Annotated in this window: 29 protein-coding genes; 12 read left to right on the forward strand and 17 right to left on the reverse strand. The window is 66.6% G+C overall.

The window, feature by feature from the left end:
- The first annotated feature begins 58 nt into the window (after window positions 1-58).
- The gene (locus ACGVWT_RS10295) at window positions 59-1,642 is read left to right on the forward strand and encodes an amidase (RefSeq protein ID WP_315462442.1); all 1,584 of its coding nucleotides are present in this window, start codon (window positions 59-61) and stop codon (window positions 1,640-1,642) included.
- Window positions 1,643-1,723: 81 nt separating this feature from the next.
- Here ACGVWT_RS10295 and ACGVWT_RS10300 read toward each other — a convergent pair whose 3' ends face one another.
- Window positions 1,724-2,125 carry a DUF4345 domain-containing protein gene (locus tag ACGVWT_RS10300; protein ID WP_315462441.1) on the reverse strand — a complete coding sequence of 134 codons (402 nt, stop codon included), beginning with the start codon at window positions 2,123-2,125 and terminating at the stop codon, window positions 1,724-1,726.
- Complete coding sequence (locus ACGVWT_RS10305; protein WP_017977902.1) at window positions 2,122-2,571, reverse strand: DUF2721 domain-containing protein; 450 nt, start codon at window positions 2,569-2,571, stop codon at window positions 2,122-2,124. Before ACGVWT_RS10305 ends, ACGVWT_RS10300 begins: the two co-directional genes overlap by 4 nt.
- A gap of 130 nt (window positions 2,572-2,701) precedes the next feature.
- Here ACGVWT_RS10305 and ACGVWT_RS10310 point away from each other — a divergent pair, with 130 nt between their 5' ends.
- From ACGVWT_RS10310 to ACGVWT_RS10320, 3 genes are read left to right on the forward strand one after another with little or no spacing between them, the layout of a single operon-like run.
- Entirely contained in the window at window positions 2,702-3,787 is a 1,086-nt protein-coding gene (locus ACGVWT_RS10310; protein ID WP_315462440.1) for a GNAT family N-acetyltransferase, read from the forward strand.
- A gap of 37 nt (window positions 3,788-3,824) precedes the next feature.
- Window positions 3,825-4,370, forward strand: a complete 546-nt coding sequence (locus tag ACGVWT_RS10315; RefSeq protein ID WP_315462439.1) for a transcriptional regulator — start codon at window positions 3,825-3,827, stop codon at window positions 4,368-4,370.
- Entirely contained in the window at window positions 4,370-4,546 is a 177-nt protein-coding gene (locus ACGVWT_RS10320) for a DUF4169 family protein (RefSeq protein ID WP_315462438.1), read from the forward strand. Before ACGVWT_RS10315 ends, ACGVWT_RS10320 begins: the two co-directional genes overlap by 1 nt.
- 24 nt (window positions 4,547-4,570) lie before the next feature.
- Here the strand turns inward: ACGVWT_RS10320 and ACGVWT_RS10325 are convergent, their stop codons facing one another.
- Genes ACGVWT_RS10325 through cyoA form a run of 5 tightly spaced genes read right to left on the reverse strand, consistent with a single transcriptional unit; the run spans window position 4,571 to window position 9,446 of the window.
- Window positions 4,571-5,248, reverse strand: a complete 678-nt coding sequence (locus tag ACGVWT_RS10325) for an SURF1 family protein (protein ID WP_315462437.1) — start codon at window positions 5,246-5,248, stop codon at window positions 4,571-4,573.
- Between the two features lie 4 nt (window positions 5,249-5,252).
- On the reverse strand, window positions 5,253-5,651 hold the full coding sequence (gene cyoD, locus ACGVWT_RS10330) for a cytochrome o ubiquinol oxidase subunit IV (protein WP_315462436.1): 399 nt from the start codon (window positions 5,649-5,651) through the stop codon (window positions 5,253-5,255).
- On the reverse strand, window positions 5,648-6,277 hold the full coding sequence (gene cyoC / locus ACGVWT_RS10335) for a cytochrome o ubiquinol oxidase subunit III (RefSeq protein ID WP_116462413.1): 630 nt from the start codon (window positions 6,275-6,277) through the stop codon (window positions 5,648-5,650). The genes cyoD and cyoC overlap by 4 nt, the downstream gene beginning before the upstream one ends.
- Window positions 6,278-6,283: 6 nt before the next feature.
- Complete coding sequence (cyoB, locus tag ACGVWT_RS10340) at window positions 6,284-8,320, reverse strand: cytochrome o ubiquinol oxidase subunit I (protein ID WP_315472054.1); 2,037 nt, start codon at window positions 8,318-8,320, stop codon at window positions 6,284-6,286.
- A gap of 7 nt (window positions 8,321-8,327) precedes the next feature.
- Entirely contained in the window at window positions 8,328-9,446 is a 1,119-nt protein-coding gene (cyoA, locus tag ACGVWT_RS10345; protein ID WP_315462434.1) for a ubiquinol oxidase subunit II, read from the reverse strand.
- A gap of 201 nt (window positions 9,447-9,647) precedes the next feature.
- On the opposite strand from cyoA, the gene ACGVWT_RS10350 reads away from it, so the two are divergent.
- Entirely contained in the window at window positions 9,648-10,976 is a 1,329-nt protein-coding gene (locus ACGVWT_RS10350) for an MFS transporter (protein WP_315462433.1), read from the forward strand.
- 198 nt (window positions 10,977-11,174) lie between these two features.
- Here ACGVWT_RS10350 and ACGVWT_RS10355 read toward each other — a convergent pair whose 3' ends face one another.
- Window positions 11,175-11,636, reverse strand: coding sequence for a GreA/GreB family elongation factor (locus ACGVWT_RS10355; protein WP_315462432.1), 462 nt, complete (start codon window positions 11,634-11,636; stop codon window positions 11,175-11,177).
- A 96-nt stretch (window positions 11,637-11,732) separates the two neighbouring features.
- Between ACGVWT_RS10355 and ACGVWT_RS10360 the strand changes: the two genes are divergently transcribed.
- Window positions 11,733-11,900, forward strand: a complete 168-nt coding sequence (locus ACGVWT_RS10360; RefSeq protein ID WP_017977913.1) for a hypothetical protein — start codon at window positions 11,733-11,735, stop codon at window positions 11,898-11,900.
- Between the two features lie 16 nt (window positions 11,901-11,916).
- Here the strand turns inward: ACGVWT_RS10360 and ACGVWT_RS10365 are convergent, their stop codons facing one another.
- A complete protein-coding gene (locus ACGVWT_RS10365; protein ID WP_063688017.1) occupies window positions 11,917-13,206 on the reverse strand; it encodes an MFS transporter in 1,290 nt (429 codons plus the stop codon).
- Window positions 13,207-13,489: 283 nt separating this feature from the next.
- Here ACGVWT_RS10365 and pgsA point away from each other — a divergent pair, with 283 nt between their 5' ends.
- From pgsA to ACGVWT_RS10380, 3 genes are read left to right on the forward strand one after another with little or no spacing between them, the layout of a single operon-like run.
- Window positions 13,490-14,056, forward strand: a complete 567-nt coding sequence (pgsA, locus tag ACGVWT_RS10370) for a CDP-diacylglycerol--glycerol-3-phosphate 3-phosphatidyltransferase (RefSeq protein WP_063688019.1) — start codon at window positions 13,490-13,492, stop codon at window positions 14,054-14,056.
- 5 nt (window positions 14,057-14,061) lie between these two features.
- Window positions 14,062-14,319, forward strand: coding sequence for a molybdopterin converting factor subunit 1 (gene moaD, locus ACGVWT_RS10375; protein WP_315462431.1), 258 nt, complete (start codon window positions 14,062-14,064; stop codon window positions 14,317-14,319).
- A complete protein-coding gene (locus ACGVWT_RS10380; protein ID WP_315462430.1) occupies window positions 14,316-14,762 on the forward strand; it encodes a molybdenum cofactor biosynthesis protein MoaE in 447 nt (148 codons plus the stop codon). Before moaD ends, ACGVWT_RS10380 begins: the two co-directional genes overlap by 4 nt.
- Window positions 14,763-14,886: 124 nt before the next feature.
- On the opposite strand, the gene ACGVWT_RS10385 is transcribed toward ACGVWT_RS10380, so the two are convergent.
- From ACGVWT_RS10385 to ACGVWT_RS10405, 5 genes are all read right to left on the reverse strand, one after another.
- Complete coding sequence (locus ACGVWT_RS10385; protein ID WP_243403016.1) at window positions 14,887-15,501, reverse strand: fasciclin domain-containing protein; 615 nt, start codon at window positions 15,499-15,501, stop codon at window positions 14,887-14,889.
- A 24-nt stretch (window positions 15,502-15,525) separates the two neighbouring features.
- Window positions 15,526-16,428 carry a hydrogen peroxide-inducible genes activator gene (locus tag ACGVWT_RS10390; RefSeq protein ID WP_017977919.1) on the reverse strand — a complete coding sequence of 301 codons (903 nt, stop codon included), beginning with the start codon at window positions 16,426-16,428 and terminating at the stop codon, window positions 15,526-15,528.
- 157 nt (window positions 16,429-16,585) lie between these two features.
- Window positions 16,586-18,172, reverse strand: a complete 1,587-nt coding sequence (ahpF, locus tag ACGVWT_RS10395; protein ID WP_394426256.1) for an alkyl hydroperoxide reductase subunit F — start codon at window positions 18,170-18,172, stop codon at window positions 16,586-16,588.
- A gap of 104 nt (window positions 18,173-18,276) precedes the next feature.
- A complete protein-coding gene (gene ahpC, locus ACGVWT_RS10400; RefSeq protein ID WP_116462404.1) occupies window positions 18,277-18,840 on the reverse strand; it encodes an alkyl hydroperoxide reductase subunit C in 564 nt (187 codons plus the stop codon).
- Between the two features lie 138 nt (window positions 18,841-18,978).
- A complete protein-coding gene (locus ACGVWT_RS10405; protein ID WP_315462428.1) occupies window positions 18,979-19,752 on the reverse strand; it encodes a sulfite exporter TauE/SafE family protein in 774 nt (257 codons plus the stop codon).
- A gap of 204 nt (window positions 19,753-19,956) precedes the next feature.
- Here ACGVWT_RS10405 and epsC point away from each other — a divergent pair, with 204 nt between their 5' ends.
- Window positions 19,957-20,661, forward strand: a complete 705-nt coding sequence (gene epsC / locus ACGVWT_RS10410; RefSeq protein ID WP_116462402.1) for a serine O-acetyltransferase EpsC — start codon at window positions 19,957-19,959, stop codon at window positions 20,659-20,661.
- 13 nt (window positions 20,662-20,674) lie between these two features.
- A complete protein-coding gene (locus ACGVWT_RS10415; RefSeq protein ID WP_017977924.1) occupies window positions 20,675-21,013 on the forward strand; it encodes a DUF2794 domain-containing protein in 339 nt (112 codons plus the stop codon).
- A 167-nt stretch (window positions 21,014-21,180) separates the two neighbouring features.
- Here ACGVWT_RS10415 and ACGVWT_RS10420 read toward each other — a convergent pair whose 3' ends face one another.
- Both ACGVWT_RS10420 and ACGVWT_RS10425 read right to left on the reverse strand, forming a co-directional pair.
- The gene (locus ACGVWT_RS10420; protein ID WP_315462427.1) at window positions 21,181-22,206 is read right to left on the reverse strand and encodes a hypothetical protein; all 1,026 of its coding nucleotides are present in this window, start codon (window positions 22,204-22,206) and stop codon (window positions 21,181-21,183) included.
- A gap of 215 nt (window positions 22,207-22,421) precedes the next feature.
- Window positions 22,422-22,772 carry a DUF6481 family protein gene (locus ACGVWT_RS10425; protein WP_315462426.1) on the reverse strand — a complete coding sequence of 117 codons (351 nt, stop codon included), beginning with the start codon at window positions 22,770-22,772 and terminating at the stop codon, window positions 22,422-22,424.
- Window positions 22,773-22,944: 172 nt separating this feature from the next.
- Between ACGVWT_RS10425 and ACGVWT_RS10430 the strand changes: the two genes are divergently transcribed.
- Window positions 22,945-23,607 (forward strand): spermidine synthase, encoded by a 663-nt coding sequence (locus tag ACGVWT_RS10430; RefSeq protein WP_315462425.1) that lies wholly within the window; start codon window positions 22,945-22,947, stop codon window positions 23,605-23,607.
- A 57-nt stretch (window positions 23,608-23,664) separates the two neighbouring features.
- Here the strand turns inward: ACGVWT_RS10430 and ACGVWT_RS10435 are convergent, their stop codons facing one another.
- Window positions 23,665-25,089: an aldehyde dehydrogenase family protein gene (locus ACGVWT_RS10435; RefSeq protein ID WP_315462424.1), complete on the reverse strand. Its 1,425-nt coding sequence runs from the start codon at window positions 25,087-25,089 to the stop codon at window positions 23,665-23,667.
- Between the last annotated feature and the right edge of the window lie 58 nt (window positions 25,090-25,147).

Consider the following 25,147-nt stretch of genomic DNA (forward strand, 5'->3'; position numbering starts at 1 on the left):
GCGTGGGGAGGGGACTTGTGCGGGCCGTGCGCTCGGCTAGCATCCTGCCGCAAAGGGGATGGATATGCGTCGGATTGCGTTGGGTTTTCTGCTGGCCAGTGCCGTGCTTGCAACGCCGGCTGTCGCGCGTCGGGTCACGGTCGAAGAAGTACCGCTGGAGCAGGTGCAGGCGCTGATGACCACGGGCAAGGCGACGAGCGTCGAGGTAACACGCGCCTATCTCGATCGGATCGCCGCGCTGGACCGCAAGGGGCCGGCATTGCGCAGCGTGATCGCGATCAATCCCGACGCGCTTGCGCAGGCGAAGGCGCTGGATGCCGAACGCAAGGCGGGGCGCATCCGGGGGCCGCTGCATGGCGTGCCGGTACTGATCAAGGACAATGTCGAAACCGCCGACCGGATGGCGACGACGGCGGGCAGCCTGGCGCTGAAGGACAATGTCACCGGCCGCGACGCGCCGGTGGTGGCTCGGCTGCGCGCGGCAGGGGCGGTGATCCTGGGCAAGACGAACTTGAGCGAATGGGCGAACATCCGCTCGACGCATGCGATGAGTGGGTGGAGCGCGGTCGGCGGACTGGTGAAGAACCCCTATGCGCTGGACCGTACCGCGTGTGGATCGTCATCCGGCTCGGGCGCGGCGGTGGCGGCGAGTTTTGCCGCGGCGGCGGTGGGAACGGAGACCGACGGCTCGGTCGTGTGTCCGTCGTCGATCAACGGCCTTGTCGGGTTGAAGCCCTCGATCGGCCTCGTCAGTCGCACGCATGTCGTGCCGATCAGTCATTCGCAGGACACGCCCGGGCCGATGGCGCGTAGCGTGCGCGACGTTGCGGCGCTGTTTTCGGCGATGGTCGGCCCCGATCCCGCCGATCCGGTGACGGCGGGCGCGGTTCCGCGCGACTATGCGGCGGGGCTGTCGGTCAGCGCGCTGTCGGGAATGCGCGTCGGCGTGATCCGGCCGAAGGATATGCCGGCGGACCTCGCTGCGCGCTACGACGCGGCGCTGTCCGTGCTGACCGCGGCGGGTGCGGTGCTGGTGCCGGTGACGCCGCCCAAGCTCGATGGGGTGGGCGATGCCGAATTCATGGTGTTGAAGACCGAATTGAAGGCCGACCTCAACGCGTATCTCGCGACGACGCCGGCGGCGGTGACGGCGCGCGACCTCGACCAGCTGATCGCCTTCAATCGCGATCATGCGACGCAGGAGATGCCGTTCTTCGGTCAGGAGATTTTCGAGATGGCGGCGCAGACCAAAGGGCTGCGCGATCCCGACTATGTGGCGGCGCGGGCCAAATCGTTGAAGGCGGCGAGTGGTGCGATCGACGGCATGCTGGCGGCGGCGGGCGCACAGATATTGGTCGAGCCAACCTATGCCGAGGCGTGGTTGAGCGATCCCGTATATGGCGACCAATATAACGGGCCGTCCTCGTCGGAGCTGCCCGCGATCGCCGGTTATCCCAATTTGACCGTGCCGATGGGGCTGGCGAGAGGACTGCCGGTCGGGCTGTCGTTTATCGCGACGAAGAACGGCGAGGCGACGGTGCTGGGCGCAGGTTATGCCTATGAGCAGCGGGCGAAGGCGCGCGTGGCGCCGCGGTATCTTGCGCAGGCGGACGTGGGGGCTGGGCTAGAGGTGACTCGCTGATCCTAATGGAACGTCATCCCGGCGAAGGCTGGGATGACGTTTCAGGCGGAGAAATCGAAGCCGCGAACGGGTGAGGGTGAATTAGGAGCGAAGACGCTTTTCCAGACGCCACTGCCACAGCATCAGCAACGGCACCGCGCCAAGCTCCATCGCGAAACCGAACAGATGCCCCGCGGACGGTGCGCCGACCGCCACCAGCGATACGATCCGGCTGAGGCCGCCCGCGACCACCAGCGCACCCAGCAGGCGGAAGCGGGGGCCCTTTCGCTCAATCCCGGGGATGCACGTCGCAAACGCGATACCGACGGCGAAGAAGATGCCGGAGATGTAGCGGAAATGGCTGTCGAGATCGGTCGGGATCACCGGCGGATGGCCGAGGAAGTCGGGCCCCCGCGCCACGCTCCAGCCGCCGACGGATAGCGGCACCAGGCAGGCGAGCGCCACCACCACCTGCAGCGCGCGGCGTTCCACCGCGGGGCTCACGACAGGATCTCCTTCCGCACATGGATGGCGCGGAGCGACACGCGCACCTCCCACATGAAGGCCGCGAGGCAACAGGTGAGCAGCGTCACCGCGACGATGAAGCAAAAGGCGATGCCGGTGCCGATGTGCAGCCGCGCGATATTGGCGACGAACAGCATCGCGATGACGATGCATGCCATCACCGCGCTCAGCACTGCCAGGAACAGCGCCGCGTTGATGATCGACATGCGCTCGTCGAGCAATTTCAGTTCCCAGATGTCGCGCTGCTGATCGCGGCCGCTTTCGGCGATGACCCGTTCCTCCAGCACGCGGGCGCGATCGATGACGCGGGCGAGGCGGCCGGCGAGCACGTTGAGGATCTGGCCGATCGCCGCCAGCATGAAGACGGGCGCGAGCGACAGCTGGATCGTCTGCGCGATCGTGGACACCTGGAGCAACGTGGGCATGGCGCCATCATATCCGGGACGGCGCCGCGGGAAAGGGCCGATCCGTGTCGGGTGGGCAGTTTGTCGATCGCGGGGCCGCGATCGACAGTTTTTCGTTGCCCGCCGCCGATCGAGCGATAGACCCGCGGACGTGCGGCTGCCGATGCGCCTTTCGACGTTCGAACGTCTGCCTCCCACCGCGCGCGCGCGGATCGACGATGGCCTGTCCGTGGCGATCGACGCGGTGGCGACGCGAGCGGCGCCGACGCACGGCTTCCTGCGCTATGGATGGTATGCTGCGGCGCTGGATGCCTATGGCGGCAGGGCCCGGACGCTGGTGGTCGAAGAAGAGGGGCGGCCCGCGCTGGCGCTGCCGTTCGTCGGTATCGGGCCGAGGTTCGCGCGCGCTGCGGCGGTGCCTGGCAGCTATTGGCCGTTTCGCAGCTTTCCGCTCGCCGCCGACGCGGGGGAGGCGGTGTTGCGGGTGGCGCTGGCAGCGCTGGCACGGGCAGTCACAATGCTGCGGATCGGGCCGGTGTATGACGACGATGCCGCGGTGATGCCGCTGATCGCCGCAGCGCGGGGGCAGGGGTGGGCGGTGCTCGACCGGTTCGTCGCGGACAGCTGGCTGCTCGACATGGCGGCGCGACAGCAGGAGGGGGCGTGGCCGCGCGGATCGACGCTGCGCAAGAATCGCTTCCACGAAAAGCATCTGGCGAGCCATGGCGTGCCCGACTGGCGCTTCCTGTCGGGGGCGGACTGGCCGGCGGCATTCGACGATCTGGCGGCGGTGGAGCAGGCGAGCTGGATCGCATCGCGCACGGATGGCAGCGATGCCAAATTCACGCGCGAAGGCCATGGTGCCTTCTGGCGAGCGGCGGCGCGGGACCCGGTGCTGGCGCAGATGATGCGCGCGGCTTTGCTGACCATCGACGGAAAGCCTGCGGCCTTTTCGTTCGATCTCGACGCGGGGGCGCTGACGTACGCGATCGCGAACAGCTACGACCCCGCCTATGCCAAGCATTCGCCGGGCAAGCTGCTCTATTACCGCAATCTCGTGCAGGCATTGGCGCGGGGGATCACGCGGGTTGACTGGGGGGCGGGCGACAGCGGCTACAAGCAGGTGATCGGTGCCGATCGAGGGCCGGCGATCCGCGACTGGTTGCTGGTACGTCCGGGCGTGCCTGCGCTGGTCGGCCGGCTCGCGGCAGGAGCATGGCGGCGATCGGGGCAGTAGACGGGACCCGGGCCCAGCGCGTAGGCGTTGAGGCATCATGTTCGTCTTCCTCGATTTCGAAGCCTCGTCGCTCGCCAAGAAAAGCTATCCGATCGAGGTCGCCTGGGTGTTCGAGGACGGCACCGAGGAAAGCCATCTGATCCGTCCGCCGCTGCAATGGTCGGATTGGGACGAGGAGGCCGAGGCGATCCACCATATCACGCGCGCCGAGATCGAGGCGAACGGCACGCCGCATGACGTGGTCGCGCAACGGATGATCGATGTGCTGAGTGGCCATGCCCTGTTCGCGAGCGCGCCGTCGTGGGACGGCAAATGGCTGAGCGCGCTGCTGCGTGCGGCGAAGCAGCCGCGCCACGCGCTGCGGTTGCGCGATAGCGAAGAGGCGCAGCGCGAGACGGCGACCGCGATCCTGCGCGGGGTGGTGCCGGATGTCGAACTGGGGCGGGCGGTGGCCGATGCCGTCGTGCTGGGGGAGGTGCGCGATCATGACGTGCCGGCGCACCGGGCACTGGCCGATGCGCGCGACGAATGGCGCCGCTGGGGGCTGGTGAAGCGCGCCGCGGAAGAGCGGGCGGGGCGCTGATGGGCGAGGTGGTCAACTTCCGCCGTGCCCGCAAGGCACGGGATCGGGCCGCGGCGGGCAGGCTCGCCGACGCAAACCGCGCGAAGTTTGGGCGCACCAAGGCGGAGCGTGAGGCCGCAGGAGCTGACAAGGCGCGGGTCGAACGGATACTCGACGGAGCGAAACTGGAGGATTGAGCGCGAGGGCGAAACCCTGGCGACTCACACCCGGCGCCGCACCCGCCACGCCATAACCGCGACCAGCGCGGCCAGTCCGAACCATGTCAGCGCATACACCAGATGGCTGTTGCGGAACCGCACCACGGTCAGCCCGCCGCGCGGCCACCCGCTCTTGGGTTCGCTCGCATCGATGAAATAGGGGGCGACCCCGCCAATGCCCCGGCGCGCCGCGATCGCGGCGATGTCGCGCGAATACCAGCGGTCCGCCGCCGGATCGTTCGTGCGCAGGAAGGCGCCGCCGGGTTCGCTCAGCCGCAACAGGCCATGGATCGATTGCACGGCGGGGGAGGGGGCGATGCCGGTTCGCCGGTCGGCGGGGACGAAGCCGCGGTTGACCAACAGGGTGAAGCCGCGGTCGGTATCGAAGGGCGTCATCACCCAGAAGCCGCCGCCCAGCTCCGTCACCGCCTGCACCAGCGTGTCAGCGTTGGTGCGATAGTGCCCACGCACGACGACGGGGCGGTAGACGTCGTCCTTGCCGATGATGGACCAGCGATCCGGTCCGGGGGCAGGCACGGGCGGCTGCGCCAACATCGCCTCGGTATGCGCGATCAGCGCCAGTTTCCACGTCCGGCGTTCGAGCTGCCAGACGCCGAGTCCGATCAGCGCGGCGATCACGAACAGCAGCAGGCCGGTCGTGATCGCGCGCCGGCGATTCATGAGGCTACATCGCCCCCATGTCGCCGCCGGTCATGCCCGGCATCATGTTGGCGTTCATGTGATACATGACCCACATCGAACCGGCGAGGCAGATCGCCACGATGATGACGGTGAAGATCAACGCCATCAGCGTCCACCCATTCTCCGACTTGGAGTTCATGTGGAGGAAATAGATCATGTGGACGACGATCTGGACCAGCGCGAACGCCATGCAGATGCCCGCCGTGATCCGCGCGTCGGCGATCACGCCGCTCATCACCAGCCCGAACGGAATGGCGGTGAGGATCACCGACAGGACGAAGCCGATCACATAATCGCGGCGGGTGCCATGCGCTTCGCCCGAGGAATGGCCATGGCCATGAGCATTGTCGTGCGCATGATCATGCGTGTCATGGGCGCTCATCGCAGCACTCCCAGCAGATAGACGAAGGTGAAGACGCCGATCCAGATGACGTCGAGGAAGTGCCAGAACAGCGACAGGCACTGCAGGCGACGCTGGTTGGCGGCGATCAGGCCCTTCCGGCCGACCTGAACCATCAGCGTCACCAACCAGATGATGCCGAAGGTGACGTGCAGGCCGTGCGTGCCGACGAGCGTGAAGAACGACGACAGGAACGCGCTACGCTGCGGGCCGGCACCCTCGGCGATCAGGTTCGAAAATTCGTACAGCTCGATCCCCAGGAAGGCGAGGCCGAACAGGCCGGTGATCGCCAGCCAGCCCTGGGTGGCCTTCACGTTGCCGTCGTTCATCGACAGCATCGCAAAGCCATAGGTGATCGACGACAGCAGCAGCATCGAGGTGTTGAGCGCCACCAGCGGCAGCTCGAAGATCTCGTGTGGCTGCGGGCCGCCGGCGTAGCTGCTGCCGAACACGCCATAGGCTGCGAACAGCATGGCGAAGATCAGGCAGTCGCTCATCAGGTACAGCCAGAAGCCCAGCATGGTGCTGCCACCGGCGTCGTGATGATGTTCGTCGGTCTCGTAGAAGACCGGGGCCTGGGTGCCCGGGGGGATGGTCGCTTCGCTCATGGCTCCTCAGGCCCCCATTGCCGGGGTTTGGGCAGGCTGCTGTGCCGCGCGGGCGGCGAGCTGCTGCGTGCGCAGGTCTTCGCACGCCGTTACCTCTTCCGCGGGGATGTAATAGTCGCGGTCGTAGTTGAAGGTGTGGCCAATGCTGACCGCGACGATCCCGACGAAGGACAGGATGGCGAGCCACCACATGTACCAGATCATCGCGAGGCCGAAGACCACCGCCAGACCGGCCAGAATGACCCCCGTACCGGTGTTGCGCGGCATATGGATGTCGCGGAAGCCGGTGGTCGGGCGCACGGCATTGTTCGCCTTCATGTCGTACCAGGCGTCGACGTCGCGGACGACGGGCGTGAACGCGAAATTATACGCCGGCGGCGGCGACGAGGTCGCCCATTCCAGGCTGCGGCCCTGCCACGGGTCGCCGGTCTCGTCGCGCAAGCTGTCGCGATTCTTGATGCTGACGAAGATCTGCATCAGGAAGGCGCCGATCCCCACCGCGATCAACACCGCGCCGATCGCCGCGACGATGAACCAGATCTGCAACGACGGATCCTCGAAGTGGCGCAGGCGGCGCGTCACGCCCATCAGGCCGAGCACGTAGAGCGGCATGAACGCGACATAGAAGCCGACGACCCAGAACCAGAAGCTGATCGTGCCCCAGAACTTGTCGAGCTTGAAGCCGAACGCCTTCGGGAACCAGAAGTTGATGCCGGCGAACATGCCGAACAGCACGCCGCCGATGATCACGTTGTGGAAGTGCGCGATCAGGAACAGCGAATTGTGCAGGACGAAGTCGGCCGGCGGCACGGCGAGCAGCACGCCGGTCATGCCACCGATCACGAAGGTAATCATGAACGCGACCGTCCACATCATCGGCAGTTCGAAGCGGATGCGCCCCTTGTACATGGTGAACAGCCAGTTGAAGATCTTCGCGCCCGTCGGGATCGAGATGATCATCGTGGTGATGCCGAAGAACGAGTTGACGCTCGCCCCCGACCCCATGGTGAAGAAGTGGTGCAGCCAGACGAGGTACGCCAAGATGGTGATGACCAGCAGCGCGTAGACCATCGACGTATAGCCGAACAGTCGCTTGCCACAGAACGCACTGGTGACTTCGCTGAACACGCCGAACGCCGGCAGGATCAGGATGTACACTTCCGGGTGACCCCAGATCCAGATCATGTTCACGTACATCATGGGGTTGCCGCCCATGGTGTTGGTGAAGAAGTGCGTGCCGAGATAGCGATCGAGGCTGAGCAGCGCGAGCACCGCGGTCAGGATCGGGAAGGCGGCGACGATCAGCGTGTTCGTGGCGAGCGCGGACCAGGTGAAGATCGGCATCTTCATCAGCGTCATGCCCGGCGCGCGCATCTTCACGATGGTCGCGAGCAGGTTGACGCCGGATAGCAAGGTGCCGACGCCGGCGACCTGCAACCCCCAGATGTAGTAATCGACGCCGACATCGGGTGAGTAATCGAGCCCCGACAGGGGTGCCATCGCCAGCCAGCCGGTGCGGGCGAACTCACCCACGAACAGGCTGACCATGACGATCGCCGCACCTGCCGCCGTCATCCAGAAGCTGAAGTTGTTGAGGAACGGGAACGACACGTCGCGCGCGCCGATCTGCAACGGCACGACATAGTTCATCAGGCCTGTGACGAACGGCATCGCCACGAAGAAGATCATGATGACGCCGTGCGCGGTGAACACCTGGTCGTAATGGTGCGCGGGCAGGAAGCCTTCGTTGGCGCCGAACGCCATCGCCTGCTGGGCGCGCATCATCAGCGCGTCGGCAAAGCCACGCAGCAGCATGATGATGCCGAGCACCATGTACATCACGCCGATCTTCTTGTGATCGACGCTGGTGAACCATTCCTTCCACAGATAGCCCCACACCTTGAAGTAGGTGAGGGCACCCAGCACCGCCGCACCGCCGATCGCGACCATGATGAAGGTCGCGACCAGGATCGGCTCGTGGATCGGGAAGCTGTCGAGCGTCAGGCGCCCGAAGATGGTCTTGAGAAAGCTATCGGACATCATGTCGGTCCTACGAACGGGCCACGGCGGAAACGCCGGGAAGGGGCAGCGGATCGATCGCGGTCATGCTGCGATTGGCTTCGCTGCCGGGCTGGCTGCTGCCGGGGGCTTGCTGGCGGGGGGCATTGCGGTGCGGGCTGCTGCCCTTTTCCTCGGGCTCCTTCTGCAGCGCGCCCTTCGAATCGCTGCCGCGCATGTGGCCGGTGTCGTTGACGGGGGGGGCATGGCCCATGTCCATCCCACCATCCTTCATCATCGTCGCCTGCATGCAGGTTTCGCCGGGCTTGGTGCACATGCCGAGGATGCGATCGAACAGGCCAGGCGCGAAGCCGGCGTAGCGGATCGCAGGTACCTTTTCGCTCGGACGCTCCAGCTTCAGATAGGTCGCGTTGTCGAGCTTGCCCTGCGCGCTGCGCGTTTCCGACACCCACTTGGCGAAGCCGGCATCGTCGAAACCGTCGACGGTGAAGCGCATGTCGGAGAAGCCGGCGCCGCTATAGTTCGCCGAAATGCCCTCGAATCGGCCGGGCTTGTTCAGAACGGCGTGCAGCTGCGTCTCCATGCCCGGCATCGTGTAGATCATGCCGGCCATGGTGGGGACGTAGAAGGTGTTCATCACCGACGACGAGGTCATCCGGAACACGACCTGACGGTTCACGGGCAGGACCAGCTCGTTGACGGTCGCGATTCCCTGTTCGGGGTAGATGAACAGCCACTTCCAGTCGAGCGAGACGACCTGGATTTCCAGCGGCTTCGCGTTCTTGGCCACCGGCTGGCCCGGCGCAATGCGTGCGAGCGGGCGATAGGGGTCGAGGCTGTGCGTGCTGATCCAGGTCAGCGCGCCGAGCGCGATGACGATCAGCAGCGGCGCCGACCAGATGATCAGTTCGAGACCCGTCGAATGGTCCCAGTTCGGGCGGTATTCGGCGTCTTCGTTCGTGTGGCGGTATTTCCACGCGAACAGGACAGTCAGTGCGATTACGGGCACGATGATCAGCAGCATCAGGCCAGTCGACCACAGGATCAGATGGGCCTGCTGCCGCGCGACATCGCCGGCCGGGTTCATCACTACCAGGTCGCACCCACCCAAAAGGGCCGGCGCGAGGAGCGCGAGGGCGGCAGTGCGCATGCGCGCCGCGCGGAAGGACGGAAGGGTTCGCATCGTCATTCGCGCTAGTCCCGTTCGCTGCACCGCAAAATAGGACATTTTGTCCTATCCCGCCCCCGCCGTTCGCGCGCTAGAAGGTCGTGCGCGCGCTGCGTCCGAAAGGGCGCGACGTGCGTTGACGACCGGTGGCCGAAGGGCCGTGAGACGACAGGACTGCGATACATGTCAGTGGCTTCCGCCCATTCCGCACCGCTTGAACGCGATGCCCGTGCCGTCAACACGCGGGGCGACCATGAGGTCCGTCCAGGTGAGATCGCGATCGGCGTTATCATCGGCCGTACGTCCGAATTCTTCGACTTCTTCTGTTATGCCATCGCTTCGGTCATCGTCTTCCCGGCGTTGGTGTTTCCCTATGTCGACCGGTTGACCGGGACGCTTTGGTCGTTCGCGTTATTCCCGCTGGCGTTCATCGCGCGGCCGATCGGTACGCAGATTTTCATGTGGGTCGACCGCACCTACGGCCGCGGCACGAAGCTGACGATCGCGCTGTTCCTGCTCGGTACGTCGACCGTTTCGCTCGCTTTTCTGCCCGGTTATGCCGAAGTCGGCGTCTGGTCGGCGATCCTGCTGTCGCTGTTCCGCATCGGTCAGGGGCTTGCGCTGGGCGGGGCGTGGGACGGCCTCGCGTCGCTGCTCGCGCTCAATGCGCCGGCCGAAAAGCGCGGCTGGTATGCGATGGTGCCGCAGCTCGGCGCGCCGCTTGGCCTGATCGTGGCGAGCGCGTTGTTCGCATTTTTTCTCGCTAACATGGATATGGTCGATTTTCTGTCGTGGGGCTGGCGCTATCCGTTCTTCGTCGCCTTTGCGCTGAATGTCGTCGCGCTGTTCGCGCGGCTGCGCATCGTCGTGACGCCGGAATACACGCAGCTGTTCAAGACGCGCGAGCTGACCCCCAGCCGCGTGACCGCGACGGTGAAGGCGCAGTGGCGCAACATCATCATCGGCGCCTTCGCACCGCTCGCCAGCTTCGCGCTGTTCCACATGGTGACGGTGTTCCCGCTGTCCTGGGTGGCGCTGTTCACCAAGGAAGACATCGCGCGCTTTCTGGGTATCGAGATCGTCGGCGCCTTCTTCGGGCTCGGCGCGGTCGTCATCTCGGGCCTGCTTGCCGATCGGATCGGGCGGCGTTCGGTGCTCGGCTATACCGCGGCGGCGATCGCGGTGTTCAGCGGCTTCGCACCGCAGCTGCTGGGTGCGGGCAGCTCGGGTGAGCTCGCGTTCATGATTGGCGGCTTCATCCTGCTCGGCCTCGCCTTCGGCCAGTCGTCGGGCGCGGTGACCAACAATTTTCCCAAGGGCGCGCGCTACACCGGTGCGGCGTTGACGTCGGACCTTGCGTGGCTCTTCGGTGCGGGCTTCGCGCCGCTTGCCGCGCTGGTGCTGGCCAGCGAGTTCGGGCTGATCGCCGCGGGCGGTTATCTGCTGTCGGGTGCGATCGGTACGCTGGTGGCGCTGGGCCTCAACAAGGAACTGGCACGCCGTCTCGACTGATCGACGTTGCCATACGAATCACGCGAGCGCGCGTCGGCTTATGGTCGGCGCGCGCTTTGCGTTTTGGGGCAGGCGGTTGGACCGACCGTGATCCCGGCGAAGGCGGCGATCCCCCGTGATAGCACGGGGCAAGCCACAGGGCGCCCTAGCCTGAGCTGAGGCGACGATGCCTTTGCGCAGGTGTGCCGGGCGGCCGTGTCAGTCGATCGCGCGTACCGCCAGCACCTCGATCGCGTCGTCGCGGCCGCCGAAGGGCAGGACATCGCCAGGCTCGGCCCCCATGAGTGCGCGCGCGAGCGGGGACTGGAACGACAGCCGGTCGGCCTGCGGTTCCGATTCGTCATCCCCGACGATGCCGATCTCGCGCGTGCGGCCGCCCATCCGGATCGTTACGATCGTGCCGAAACCGGCGCTGCCGTCGGCAGGCGCCGGCGTCTCGACCGCAGTCGTGCGCCGTGTCTGCCAATAGCGCAGGTCGCGCCGGATCGCCTCCGCCTGTTCGGTATCGGCGTCGGCCAGTCTGGCTTCCAGGTCGGTTATCTGGCGCTCGATCAATACCTTGCCCGCCGCCGTTACCCAGTTGGGGCCGGCTGGCAGGGGACGTTCGAACTTGGGTTCCAGATGCTCTTCGTCGCTCTCGCGGCGGAAGGCGACGCTCATCTCATCCTCTCCATCACTGTCCCACCATCGGACAGGCGGGGCTTAACCACCTTTGCCGCTGGTCCAAATCGTAAACGCGGCGTTAACACCTTTGCCATGACCAGACGCCTCGTCCTCACCAACGAATCCGCCCGGCATCCTTTCCGTCGCGCGTTGCCGCCGCCGAAGGTAGTCGATCCGCGCAAGAGCGACGACAGCGACTGGAAGCTGTTCCTGCTCAGCTTCGCCGCCTTCTTCACCTGCTTTTATACGTTCCTGTTCTGAACGCCCCGCGCCTGCCTCAGTCGCAGGCGAGATGCAGCCTCTGCGCAATCCATGCGGAGACGAGGCACATGGCGGCGACCAGGAACAGCATGTCGACCGCCTGAACGCCGGCGACGTTGATCCCGATCGCCGCGATCGATCCCAGCGTCATCGCGCCCGAGTTGACGACGTTGTTCGCCGCCACGGTGCGGGCGGTCTGGTCCTTCTCCACGGTCGTCGTCAGGAAGGCGTAGAGCGGCACGACGAACATCCCGCCCGTGGTTGCGATGGCGAGCAGGGATAGCATGATCGGGATGGCCCGCGGCTGAGCGACGAATTGCGCCCAATCGTAGAAATGGCCCGGCGCCGCGGGCGTCCAGCCGCGGCACAGGAACGAGAACAACACGACGAACGCGCCCATCGCAATCACCGATACCGGCGAATAGCGCGCGCTGATCCGCCCCTTCAGCATCGTGTTGATGACCACGGATCCGATTGCGACGCCGACCGAGAAGATCGCGATCGCGCCGCTGGCGACGCGTTCGTCGGCGGTCAGCACATTCTTCACCAGCGGTGGGAAGATGATGATGAGCACCGACCCGATCGTCCAGAAGAAGCTGATCGCACAGATCGCCAGGAACAGCCGCGGGATGTGCATCGTCGTCCGGATCAGGCGGAACGAGGCGGTGAAGGGGTTGTAGTTGAGCTTCAATCGCGGCCCCTCGCGCGGCGCGGGCGGCACCGCGCGGGCGGTGACCCAGCCAATGCCGGCGATGACGAGGACCAGGATCGCGGCGCCCTCGATCGGCACCCAGCCCGCCATGATCGTGCCCATCAGGATGGCGAGATAGGTCCCAGCCTCGACCAGGCCGGTGCCGCCGAGGACGTCGTGTGCCTTTAGATGCTGCGGCAGGATCGCGTATTTGATCGGGCCGAAGAAGGTCGAATGGACGCCCAGGAACAGCACCGCGCCCAGCATCAGCCCGATGCCGACATGCGGATAGCCGGCGCGTGCGACCATCAGGCCGCCCGCGCCGAGCAGCATGATGCCGATTTCGGCGGTCTTCACGATGCGGATGATCCGCGCTTTATCGTGGCTGTCGGCAAGCTGACCCGCCAGCGCGGAGAGCAGGAAGAAGGGCAGGATCGCGATGCCGGTGGCGACCGCGTTGAAGATCGTTTCCACCTTCGGATCGTTGAAGATCGCATAGGTCGCGAACAGCACCATCGACGTCTTGAAAAGATTGTCGTTGAAGGCGCCCAGGAACTGCGTCGTGAAGAGGGGCAGGAAGCGGCGCTGCTTCAGCAACCCCAAAGCATTGATCATGCGAAACACGGCCTTCGATCGTGGCAGGATTGCGGCGGGCATAGCCCAGTGGCGGCGCGCCGCCAACCGGGGTTGGGTCGGCGCGGGCTTCTCCGGGTAGGCCGTCATTCCCGCGCAGGCGGGAATCCAGAACCTGTGACGCTGTGGCTCCGTCGATATGGTAGCGCGTCCGGATTCCCGCCTGCGAAGGAATGACGGTTGAGGAGGGCGCTCGCACATGTTTCGCAGCTGAATGCAAAACATCATTACTTCCCGGCCCGCAGCGGGTTAGGAGAGACCCACGATGCTGACCTTGCCCAATCTTCTGACGCTGTCGCGGATCGTCGCGGTGCCGTTGCTCGTCGCCTTTCTGTGGTGGCCGCGGTGGGAGGCGGGGTTCGCCATCGCCTTCGCGCTCTACTGCCTGATGGGCATCACCGACTATTTCGACGGCTATCTCGCGCGGGCGCAAGGCGCGGTGTCGAAGCTGGGCGTCTTCCTCGATCCGATCGCGGACAAGATCATGGTGGCGGCGGTCATCCTGATGCTGGTCGGGACGCGGCACGACGACAGCGCGCTGATCACCGGCGTCCATCTGATCGCGGCGCTGATCATCCTGCTGCGTGAGATCGCCGTATCCGGGCTGCGGGAGTTCCTGGCCGGGCTGCAGGTCTCGCTGCCGGTGTCGAAGCTCGCCAAGTGGAAGACGACGCTGCAGCTCGTCGCCTTCGGCGCGCTGATCCTGGCGGGGGCCTTGCCGGCGCAGGTGTGGATCAAGGTCGCCGGTCTCGGCTGTTTGTGGGGCGCGGCGGTGCTGACGCTGGTGACGGGCTGGGACTACCTGCGCGTCGGCCTGAAGCACATGGACTGAGCGCGATGCGGATCGAGATGCTGTATTTCGCCTGGGTCCGTGAGGGCATGGGCCGGGCGAGCGAGACCGTGGACGCGCCGGACACGCTGGCGAGCGTTGCCGATCTGGTCGACTGGCTGGCGGCGCGCGACGATGCGTCCGGCGCGGCGCTGACCGATCGGGCGCGGTTGCGAGCGGCGGTGGATCAGGCGTTCGTGACGCTCGACGCGCCGATCGCCGGCGCGCGCGAGGTGGCACTATTCCCGCCGGTGACCGGCGGATGATCCGCGTCCACGTGTCGCCCGCGCCGATCGATCTGGCGGCGGAGATGGACGGGGTCGAACGCGCTGACGGCGCCGGGGCGGTCGCGACCTTCACCGGCCTCGTCCGCAGCGACGACGGCGTGGGGACGCTGGAGCTGGAACATTATCCCGGCGCGACCGAGGCGGCGCTGACGCGGCTGGCGGAGGAAGCTACGGCCCGCTGGGCGCTGGGCGCGGCGACGATCGTTCACCGCGTCGGGCCGATGGCGCCGGGCGAGCGGATCGTGTTCGTGGCGGCGGCCGCGCCGCACCGGGGGGCGGCGCTGGAGGCGTGTGCCTATCTGATCGACCGGCTGAAGACCGATGCGCCGTTCTGGAAGCGCGAGACCCGCGGCGGTGAGGCGCGCTGGGTGGAGGCGCGCGATAGTGACGCCGACGCGGCGGCGCGGTGGGGCAAGCGTTAGAGCCGCTCTGTCATTCCCGCGGAGGCGGGGATTCATAAGCTCCAACGTTTCGAGCTGAGCCGTGACGGTAGCGCGTCTGGATTCCCGCCTTCGCGGGAATGACGGAGTGGGTGGCGCAGGAAGCTTACGGCAGCCGCGGCACCAGCACGCCGTTGACGACGTGGATCACGCCGTTCGCCTGCGCGACATCCGCGGCCTCGACATAGCTGCGATTGCCGCTGGCGCTGGTCAACGTGATGACGTCGCCGGTCATCGTCGCGGTCAGCGGCTGGCCGCCAAGCGTCGTCAGTGTCGCACGCCCGCCGCCTGCTGCAATGCGCGCCTCCAGCTGCTCCGTGGTCATGGTGCCGGGGACGATGTGGTAGCGGAGAAGCGCGACGAGCGTCGGCCGGTTCTCCGGCGCAAGCAGATCGCCTGCGATGCCGGGCGCCAGGCGGGTGAAGGCCATGTCGGTGGGGGCGAACAGCGTGTAGGGGCCGTTGCCCGCCAGCAGCGGATCGAGCTCGGCGACACGCAACTCACGCGCGAGCGTGGTGAGGCCGGGCGTCGTCGCGACCGACTGGGCAATCGTCGCCTCCGATTCCATCCGGCTGGGGTCGACGGCCACCGGTGCCGGGGCGGATACGACGGGCGGTGGTGCGACCACCGGCGCGGTGGCGGGCGGCACGCAGCCGGCAAGGCTGGCGAGCAGGACGGACGGGCCGAGCCGGCGGATCGATCGGGCGTTGGGTCGGGTCACGCGCACTCCTGTATTTCTCGGCCCTTACCGGGCTTCGGCCAGTGCCTCGGCAAGCAGCTGGAAATCCTTTTCGCGCGGGGACGCGCGACGCCAGACCAATGCGATACGCCGCACCGCATTGTCGGCGTCCAGCGGTTTGGCGACGATATTGGTGTGATCGAGGATGCCCGCCTTCAGCGCCATTTCGGGCAGCATCGTCATGCCCAGGCCGTTGTCGACCATCTGGACGATCGTGTGCAGCGAGGTGCCGAGCATCGTCGCTTCCGCGCGCAATTCCGGGCGGTTGCATGCCGAGAGGGCATGGTCCTTCAGGCAATGGCCGTCTTCGAGCAGCAGCAGCCGGGTCTCGTCGATCAGCGCGGCGGGCACGGCGGGCGGGTCCGACGGCATGTCCTGCGGCTGATAGGCGACGAACAGCCGGTCGTCGAACAGGGGTTGGCTGGCGACGTCGCCGCACGCGAAGGGCAGGGCGAGCAGCACGCAATCGGTGCGACCATTGTGCAAGCCCTCGCATGCGGCGCCTGATGGCTCTTCGCGCAGGAACAGCTTGAGGTCGGGATAATCGCGACGCAAGCGGGGCAGGATGTGGGGCAGCATGAAGGGCGCGATCGTCGGGATCACGCTCATCCGCATCTCGCCTGACAGGGGGCGGCCGGCGGCGCGAGCGATATCCCCCAATTCCTCCGCTTCGCGCAGCACACGGCGCGCCTTGTCGGCGATCCGGTCGCCCAGCGGCGTGAAGCGGACGACACGGCGGGTGCGTTCGACGAGGGTGACGCCGATCAGCGTTTCGAGTTCACGCAGGCCCGCCGACAGCGTGGACTGGGTGACGAAGCACGCTTCGGCCGCGCGGCCGAAATGACCATGGTCCTTCAGTGCGACGAGATATTGCAGCTGTTTCAGCGTAGGAAGGTAGGTCGCCGCCATGGCCGTGCGAGATAGTGGGGCGGGAAGGGGGATGCCAGTCCTAAGTCCTGCGGACTAGCCGGACTGTCGGTTGGCGCGGCGGCTGCCCAACACCAACCGTCACCCCGGAACGAGTCCGGGGTGACGGGTTTTACTGGGCGATCGTTTCGCTCCGGAATTACTCCGCCGCTTCTTCCCAGTCGCGCGTCTCTTCCACCGGCATCCGAATCAGGTGATCGAACGCCGACAGCGCCGCCTTCGAACCCTCGCCCATCGCGATCACGATCTGTTTGTACGGCACGGTCGTCACGTCGCCCGCGGCGAAGATGCCGGGCTGCGAGGTGTGGCCGCGGTGGTCGATTTCGATCTCGCCGCGCGGCGACAGCGCGATGGTTCCTGCCAGCCATTCGGTGTTCGGGACGAGGCCGATCTGCACGAAGATACCGGCAAGATCGACCCGATGCACGGCCTCGCTATTCCGGTCGCGGTAGGACAGGGCGACGACCTTGTCGCCATCGCCATGGACTTCCGTCGTCAGCGCGGAGGTGAGGACGGTCACGTTGGCGAGGCTACGCAGCTTGCGCTGGAGCACCGCGTCGGCGCGCAATTCGCTGTCATATTCGATCAGCGTGACGTGCGCGACGATGCCGGCAAGGTCGATCGCCGCTTCGACGCCCGAATTGCCGCCGCCGATCACCGCAACGTGCTTGCCCTTGAAGAGCGGGCCGTCGCAATGCGGGCAATAGGCGACGCCCTTGTTGCGGTATTCCGCCTCGCCCGGCACGTTCATCGTGCGCCAGCGCGCGCCGGTCGACAGGATGACGGTGCGGGCCTTGAGCGACGCGCCGTTTTCCAGCACGATTTCGTGAAGGCCATCGGCGCCCGCCGGCACCAGCTTTTCCGCGCGCTGCAGGTTCATGATGTCGACGTCATAGTCGCGCACGTGACGTTCCAGCTCGGCGGCGAGCTTCGGGCCTTCGGTGTGCGGCGCCGAGATGAAATTCTCGATCCCCATCGTGTCGAGCACCTGCCCGCCGAAGCGTTCCGCCGCGATGCCGGTACGGATGCCCTTGCGCGCGGTATAGATCGCCGCGGCGGCGCCGGCGGGGCCGCCACCGACGACGAGGACGTCGAACGGGTCTTTGGCGCCGATCTTTTCGGCCGCGCGTGCGGAGGCGCCGGTGTCGAGCTTTGCGACGATCTGTTCCAGCTCCATCCGGCCCTGACCGAAGGGTTCGCCGTTCAGGAATACGGTCGGCACCGCCATCACCTTGCGGCTGGCCACCTCGTCCTGGAACAGCGCGCCGTCGATCGCAGTGTGCGTCACGCGGGGGTTGAGGACCGCCATCAGGTTCAGCGCCTGCACGACGTCGGGGCAATTGGCGCAGGACAGCGAGAAATAGGTTTCGAAATGATAATCGCCGTCGAGCGCGACGACCTGCTCGATTAGGTCCTGCGCCGCCTTCGACGGGTGGCCGCCGACCTGGAGCAGCGCGAGCACTAGCGAGGTGAATTCGTGGCCCATCGGCAGGCCGGCGAAGCGGACGCCGATGTCCGTGCCAGCACGTCTGATCAGGAAGCTGGGGGTACGGTCGTCATCGCCAGTGGTGACGCTGACCTTGTCCGACAGCGCGGCGATCTCGTCGAGCAGCTCGCGCATCTGCTGCGACTTGGCGTCCTGCCCCAGGCTCGCGACCAGCTCCACGGGGAAGCGAACGTGAACCAGATAGGCTTTGAGCTGCTGCGTCAGATTGGCGTCGAGCATGGGAGGCTCCCGAAAGGAATGAGTCTACGAAAAAAGCGAACGGCCCGAGGCGGATGGTCCGCCCCGGGCCGCGCGTGCCGTGGCCCCGGGGGGGGGCAGCCGGCTTAGATCTTGCCGACGAGGTCCAGGCTGGGAGCGAGCGTCTCTTCGCCCTCTTCCCACTTCGCCGGGCAGACTTCGCCCGGATGCGCCGCAATATACTGCGCGGCCTTGATCTTGCGCAGCAGTTCGGCGGCGTTGCGGCCGACGCCTTCCGACGTCACTTCGATCAGCTGGATCACGCCTTCGGGATCGATCACGAACGTGCCGCGGTCGGCCAGGCCCTGGCCTTCACGCAGGATCTCGAAGTTGTTGCTGATCACGTGGTTCTGGTCGCCCAGCATGTAATAGTTGATCTTGCCGATCGCGGGCGAGCTGTCGTGCCACGCCTTGTGGCTGAAGTGGGTGTCGGTCGACACGCTGTACACCTCGACGCCCATCTTCTGGAGCGTGGGATAGACGTCGGCGAGGTCTTCTAGTTCGGTCGGGCAGACGAACGTGAAGTCGGCCGGGTAAAAGAAGAACACCGCCCACTTGCCGAGCACGTCGGTGTCGCTGACCGACACGAACTTGCCTTCCTTGTAGGCCTGCGTGGTGAAGGGCTTCAGCTTGCTGCCGATGAGGGCCATGGGTCGTCTCCGTTGAATGGTGTGGAGCCGATATAGGCGTTCATGCTGCGATGCAAAATTGATCTGTTTGCGCCGCATGATCGATATGATCGATTAGTACGGGGGCTCTGGCTGTTTCCTACCGCAAACGCGAGTGCATCACTTTGCAAGTGCGGAATAAATCGACCAGGCGCTGGTGAGGGTCAGCAGCACGCCGACTAGGGCCATCAGGTGGCGGGTGGGTACACGCTTGGCGAGAATGCCGCCGAACGGGGCCGCGACGAGGCCCCCGATGAGGATGCCGAGCGTGTGCAACGTGAAGGCGGACCAGCCTAGCGCGGCGAAAAAGGTGACCGAGGCGGTGGCGGTGAGGAAAAATTCCGCCGTGTTGACCGTGCCGATCGTATGGCGCGGCGTCGCGCCCTGGATCAGCAGGTTGGAGGTGACGACAGGACCCCAGCCGCCGCCGCCGGCGGCATCGAGGAAGCCGCCGACGAGGCCGAGCGGCGCGACGACGCGAGGCTTGCGCGGCTTGATCTCGCCGCGGACCGCACGGAACAGCAGATACAGGCCGATGCACGCGAGATAGGCCATGACGAACGGCTTGGCGACCGACGCGTCGATCATGCTGAGCAATTTTGCACCGGCCGCAGCGCCGATCATGCCGGGGATGACGAGCCGCCGGAACAGCTTCCAGTCGACGTTGCGGTGTACGACGTGGCTGACGCCCGATGCTGCGGTGGTGAACGTTTCGACCGCATGGACGCTGGCGGAGGCGACCGCGGGGGGAACGCCCATCACCGTCACCAACAAGGTCGAGTTGATGACGCCGAACGCCATACCAAGCGCGCCGTCGATGACCTGCGCCGCAAAGCCGATCGCGATGAACGGCAGCACCTGGGACCAGTCGATCGCAGTCAGAAAATCAGGCATCGAAGGCGGTAACTCCCGGCGCCCGGCAAAGACGCATTGGCAGCATCGTGCCCGCTATGGCCAATTCCGACAACATAGCTGGGCTTTGCCGCCCCCAAGCCACGGGGCCTCTGCCAACGGGCATGCGGTGGAACCATGGAAATTACGCCGCCGAAGCGTTACATGCGTCGGATGACGAGCCGGAAGGGCAAGGGGAAGTAACGGATGTTCGGACGGCTTGCCGCCTATCTCGATTCGATCCGGGCGCGTGATCCGGCGCCGCATTCGCGTGCCGAAATCCTGTTGTATCCGGGCGTTTGGGCGCTGGGCCTACACCGCGTCGCGCACGCTTTGTACCGGCGTCGGCTGTTCTTTCTGGCGCGTGCCGTCAACCACTTCGCGCGGGCATGGACCGCGATCGACATCCATCCGGGCGCGACGATCGGTCGCAATTTCTTCATCGACCATGGCTTCGTCGTGATCGGCGAGACGGCGGAGATCGGCGACGACGTCACCATCTATCAGTGCGTGACGCTGGGCGGGACCAGCCCCGACAACGGCGTCGCGGGCAAGCGCCACCCGACGCTGGCCGATGGCGTCATCATCGGATCGGGCGCGCAGGTGTTGGGGCCGATCCTAGTCGGTCCGCGTGCGCGCGTCGGTGCCAATGCGGTGGTGACCCGCGACGTGCCAGCCGGTGCGGTGATGGTTGGCATCCCGGCGCGGCCGACCATGGTGGAGGGCGGCGCGGCCGAAACGCCGTCGCGCTTCGTGCCCTATGGCACGCCGTGCAGCGAGATGTTCGACCCGGCGACGCAGAAGATCGAGATGATGCGCTGCGAGCTGGAATCGATGCGCAAACGGCTGGACGCGCTGCTCGCCGAACGGGCGGATGATGCCGCGCCCCATGCGGAGCGTGACAGAGCGTGACGGGCGGGGCCTGATGGGGATCGTCACGCCGTTTCCGCTGGGACGCGAGCCGGGGCAGGTCGGGTTCGAACGCGTCGAATTGAACCGCATTCTCGATCTGTACGGCCGCATGGTCGCGGCCGGGCATTGGAAGGATTATGCGATGGAGCTGGGCAAGGATGCCGCAGTCTTCGCCGCCTTTCGTCGTACCGCCGAACGTCCCGAATTCCGTATCGAGAAACGCCCGGCGCTGCGTGCGCGGCAGGGGATGTGGGCCCTCATCGGCGAGCAGGGCATGGTCCTGAAGCGGGGCCAGGAACTCGGCCCGGTCCTGGCGCCGATCGAGCGGCGGCTGATGAAGCTGGTCGACTGACGGGGGCCGAGGGACCGGGGGGTCGCCCATTGGCCGTCATCCCAGCGAAGGCTGGGATCTCCGTGTTACAGCGAGCAGCGGAAGTCGCGAGAGACATCAGATTTCGCCGGGGTGACGGCAGCTCGGATCAGAGGACGACGGGGAAGGCGGCGCCTCCCCCAGTCTCATCAAGCGTATTGCACCGGTGGCAGCCGGCGGCGGAGCGATTGCGACAGCGCCGTCACAACGGCGCGGCGCATCGGCTGCCAGAAAGCGGACAGGCTCAGCAGCGCCGATCCGATGACGAAGGCGGTGAGCGCCGCGCCCAGTTCGATGGCGCCGGCGCTGCGGAACAGCGCGTAGAGCGCGGCCAGCACATAGGCGAGTCCCGACACCAGGAGCGCACGCCGGTCGACCGCCAGCGCGATGGCGGCGAAGCAGACGTATAGCGCCAGCACCACCACGGCCATCCCTGCACCGATATCGCCGCGGAACACGCCCAGCATCTGGAAGATCGAATGCGCGATCATCGGTGCAGCGGCGAGGTGCAGCCAGAAGGCGACATCGGACCGACGCGTCTTACGTTCGGTATCGCTCATGTCCCAGCGCATCGCCGCGGCAAAGACGCCAAGGCCGCCGACCAGCAGCAGCGGCCAGACCGCATCCTTCACGTCGGGGATGGCGGCGAGGATCAGGCCGATCGCGGTTGCGACCAATGCGGCCGCTCCGGCGGCGACGGTGATCGGCACCATGAAGCGACGCCAGTGCAGCCAGGCCGCGCCGGCGGTGGCCAAGCCGATGCCCGCGATCGCCAGCGCCCCCGCGCGATCGCCGAGGTTCGGCGCGACGGCCTGCACGCCCTCGAACAGACCGCCAGCGACACCGCCGACGAAGGCGATCAGCAGCAGGATGCTGGGCAGCGCCATTCGGCGTTTGGCGGTGAAATATTCGGCCAGCATCCAGGCCATTCCTGCGACGAACACGCCGCCCAGTGGCCGGGCAAGTGCGGTGCCGATCTGCCCCACCGCGACGAGCAGCAGCACGATCGCGATCGAGACGAAGATGTCGTTGAAGCCGGTGAGCAGACGGAAATGCTCTTCGTCCACCGCCGGCGCTGCATGCGCCGCGGCGATGTGCGCGCGCAGCGCCGCCGCGGCGTCGGCGGAGATCGCCCCCGCCGCCACCGCGCCATCGATGTCGCTTTCGCTATACATGGCGATCCTTCCCCAAGTTGCCGATCGGGGCAGGCTAACAGCAGTGTGTTATTTGTTCAACACACTAATATCGTATGCGTTTGGGCGCTTAGCGTATGCGGGATTTCCTCGATCCGTCACTGCGACCACCAGGGACGCGATGACGGTGGGGTTCCGGTGGGTGTGACGGGCGACTCGCCTGAGCGACGATGTGCCGCGCCGTCACCCACGCGGGATTAGCGCTTGCCGACGCGGGCCTTGCGGGCGGCGTAGCGGGCATCGCGGGCGGCCTTCATTTCCGCTTCCGTCGGGATGCGGGGCTTGGCCTTGGCGGCAGCTTCCTCGGCAGCGATGCGCGCGGCTTCGGCCGCGGCCTTCTTCTCGGCGATCGCCTGTTCGCGGGCGGCCTTCTTTTCGGCGCTCGCCTGGGCGCGCGCAGCTTCCTTGGCTTCGGCGGCGGCGATACGCTCGGCGAGTATCGCTTCGTCGACTTGCGGACGGTTGCGCAGCTTCTCCAGCGCGGCCTCTTTGGCCTTGGCGGACAGCGCGGCGCGCTCCTGGAACGTCTGGGGTTTGTAGGCGGCCATGTGGTGAACGGTATTCCTTATTGTCGGGCTGACGGGTCGACGTAGCGACCTCGGCGGCGTGCCGTTACAGCAAAACGCGTCATTCTCCAAAACGCTGCGCGCCGATCATGCTCGCCGCGTCGCAGCCGAGCGTGTAGGGCGGCGCCTTTCGCCGCAACGAAGGACGCGATCGATGACCCCGCGCGAGCTACTGGGAACCGCCGAGGTGCCGGGCGGCGAGCCGCTGCGCCTGTTCCGCCGCGGTGGCGACTTCATGATCGTGCTGGAGCGCAACGAGCTGATGAACAGCCGGATGAGCGGGTCGGAAGAGGCGCTCGCCGTCATGACGATCGAACGGCTGGCGTCTCGGGCCCCGCATCTGCTGATCGGCGGATACGGCATGGGATTTACTTTGCGCGCGGCCTTGGCGGCACTGGGGCGGGATGCACGTGTCACCGTGGCCGAGCTGGTGCCGGAGATCATCGCATGGGCGCGTGGGCCGATGGCGCAATTGACCGCGGGCGGGCTGGACGATGCCCGCGTGACGGTGCGGATGGGCGATGTCGCCGACGCGATCGGGGCGGGGACGTATGATGCGATCCTGCTCGACGTCGACAACGGCCCCGACGGACTGGTGCGGGCCGAGAACAACCGGCTCTATTCGAATCGCGGGCTGGCGGCGGCGCGGGTGGCGCTGGCGCCGGGGGGCATATTGGCGGTGTGGTCCGCGGGGAAGGACGCGGCCTTTACCCGACGGCTGCGCGACGCCGGGTTCGACGTCGACGAGGTCAGCGTCCGCGCGCGGAGCAACGGCAAGGGCGCGATGCACACGATCTGGTTCGCGCGGAAGCGGTAGGCCTGCCCCCAAGGCCCGTCATCCCCGCCTTCGCGGGGATGACGGACGTTCAGTTGGTTATGCCGGCTCGCCGACGATCGTCTTCAGCTCCATGAAGTCGGCGATGCCGTATTTGCCGCCCTCGCGGCCGTTGCCCGATTGCTTGAAGCCGCCGAACGGCGTGCCCACCGGGCCGCTCCAGCCGTTAATCGTGACGAGGCCGGCGCGCAGCCGCGGCGCAACCTTGGCCGCTTCCGCCGGATCGCCGGAGATCGCCGCGGACAGGCCGTATTCGGTGGCATTGGCAAGGCGCACGGCCTCGTCGCGGTCGGTGTAGCGGGTGATCGTCGCGACCGGGCCGAACGTCTCCTCGCGCGCGATGCGCATGTCGGGCGTCACATCGGCGAAGACGGTCGGGCGGACGTAATAGCCCGCGTTGCGGCCGTCGGGACGGCCGGGGCCGCCGGTGACGAGCTTCGCGCCTTCATCGATCGCCGACTGGATCAGCGCCTGAATCTTGTCGAATTGCGCCTTGTTGACGACCGGGCCGATATGCGCGCCCATCTCGGCCGGGTCGCCGACGGGCACGGATTCGAAGATCGCCTTGGCGACCTGCGCCGCTTCCTCGGCCTGGCTGTCGTGGACGAGCAGGCGGGTGGGTGCGATGCAGCTCTGGCCCGAATTGGCGAGCACGCCCTGCAGCGTGGGCGGCAGGACGGCGGCGAGGTCGGCGCCCTCCAGCACCAAATTGGGGGCCTTGCCGCCCAATTCCTGATGGACGCGCTTGACGGTCGCCGCCGCAGCCTGCGCCACCGCGATGCCCGCGCGGGTCGATCCGGTGAAGCTCACCATGTCGACGCCCGGGTGGGTCGACAGCGCTGCACCGACCGTGGGGCCGTCGCCGTTGACGAGGTTGAAGACACCCGCCGGTACGCCCGCTTCGTGCAGGATTTCCGCAAGGATCCGCGCGCAGCTCGGCGCTTCCTCGGACGGTTTGAGGATCATCGTGTTGCCGGCGGCAAGCGCGGGCGCAACCTTGGCGCAAATCTGGTTGAGCGGCCAGTTCCAGGGCGTGATCATCGCGACGACGCCGATCGGTTCGTGGACGACGCGCGCCTTGCCGACCTGTTCGGAGAAGGTGAATTCGCGCAACGCCTTCACCGTGCCCATCAGGTAACCAAGGCCCGCGGGCGCCTGCGCCGCCTGCGCGAAGCCCACCGGCGCGCCCATTTCCTGGCTGACCGCCTTGGCAAGATCGGGGATGCGGCTCTTGTACACCTCGATCACGCGGTCGAGCAGGTCGGCGCGTTCGTCCGGCGTGGTCTGCGAGAACGTCTCGAACGCGCGAGCGGCGGCGGCGACCGCCTTGTCGACGTCGGCCTGCGTGCCGAGCGTGATCGTCGTTACTGGCTGTTCGGTCGAAGGATCGATCACGTCATAGGGGCGGCCGCCCTCGCTCGCCACCCAGGCGCCGTCGATGTAGAAGGTGAGGGGATCAGTCATCGCATCGCTCTCCATCGGATTTCCATCGATAGTGCGATGTGCCGGGATCGGTTGCAAC

Source organism: Sphingomonas sp. S6 (assembly GCF_043498045.1).
In the GTDB taxonomy this organism is placed as follows: domain Bacteria; phylum Pseudomonadota; class Alphaproteobacteria; order Sphingomonadales; family Sphingomonadaceae; genus Sphingomonas.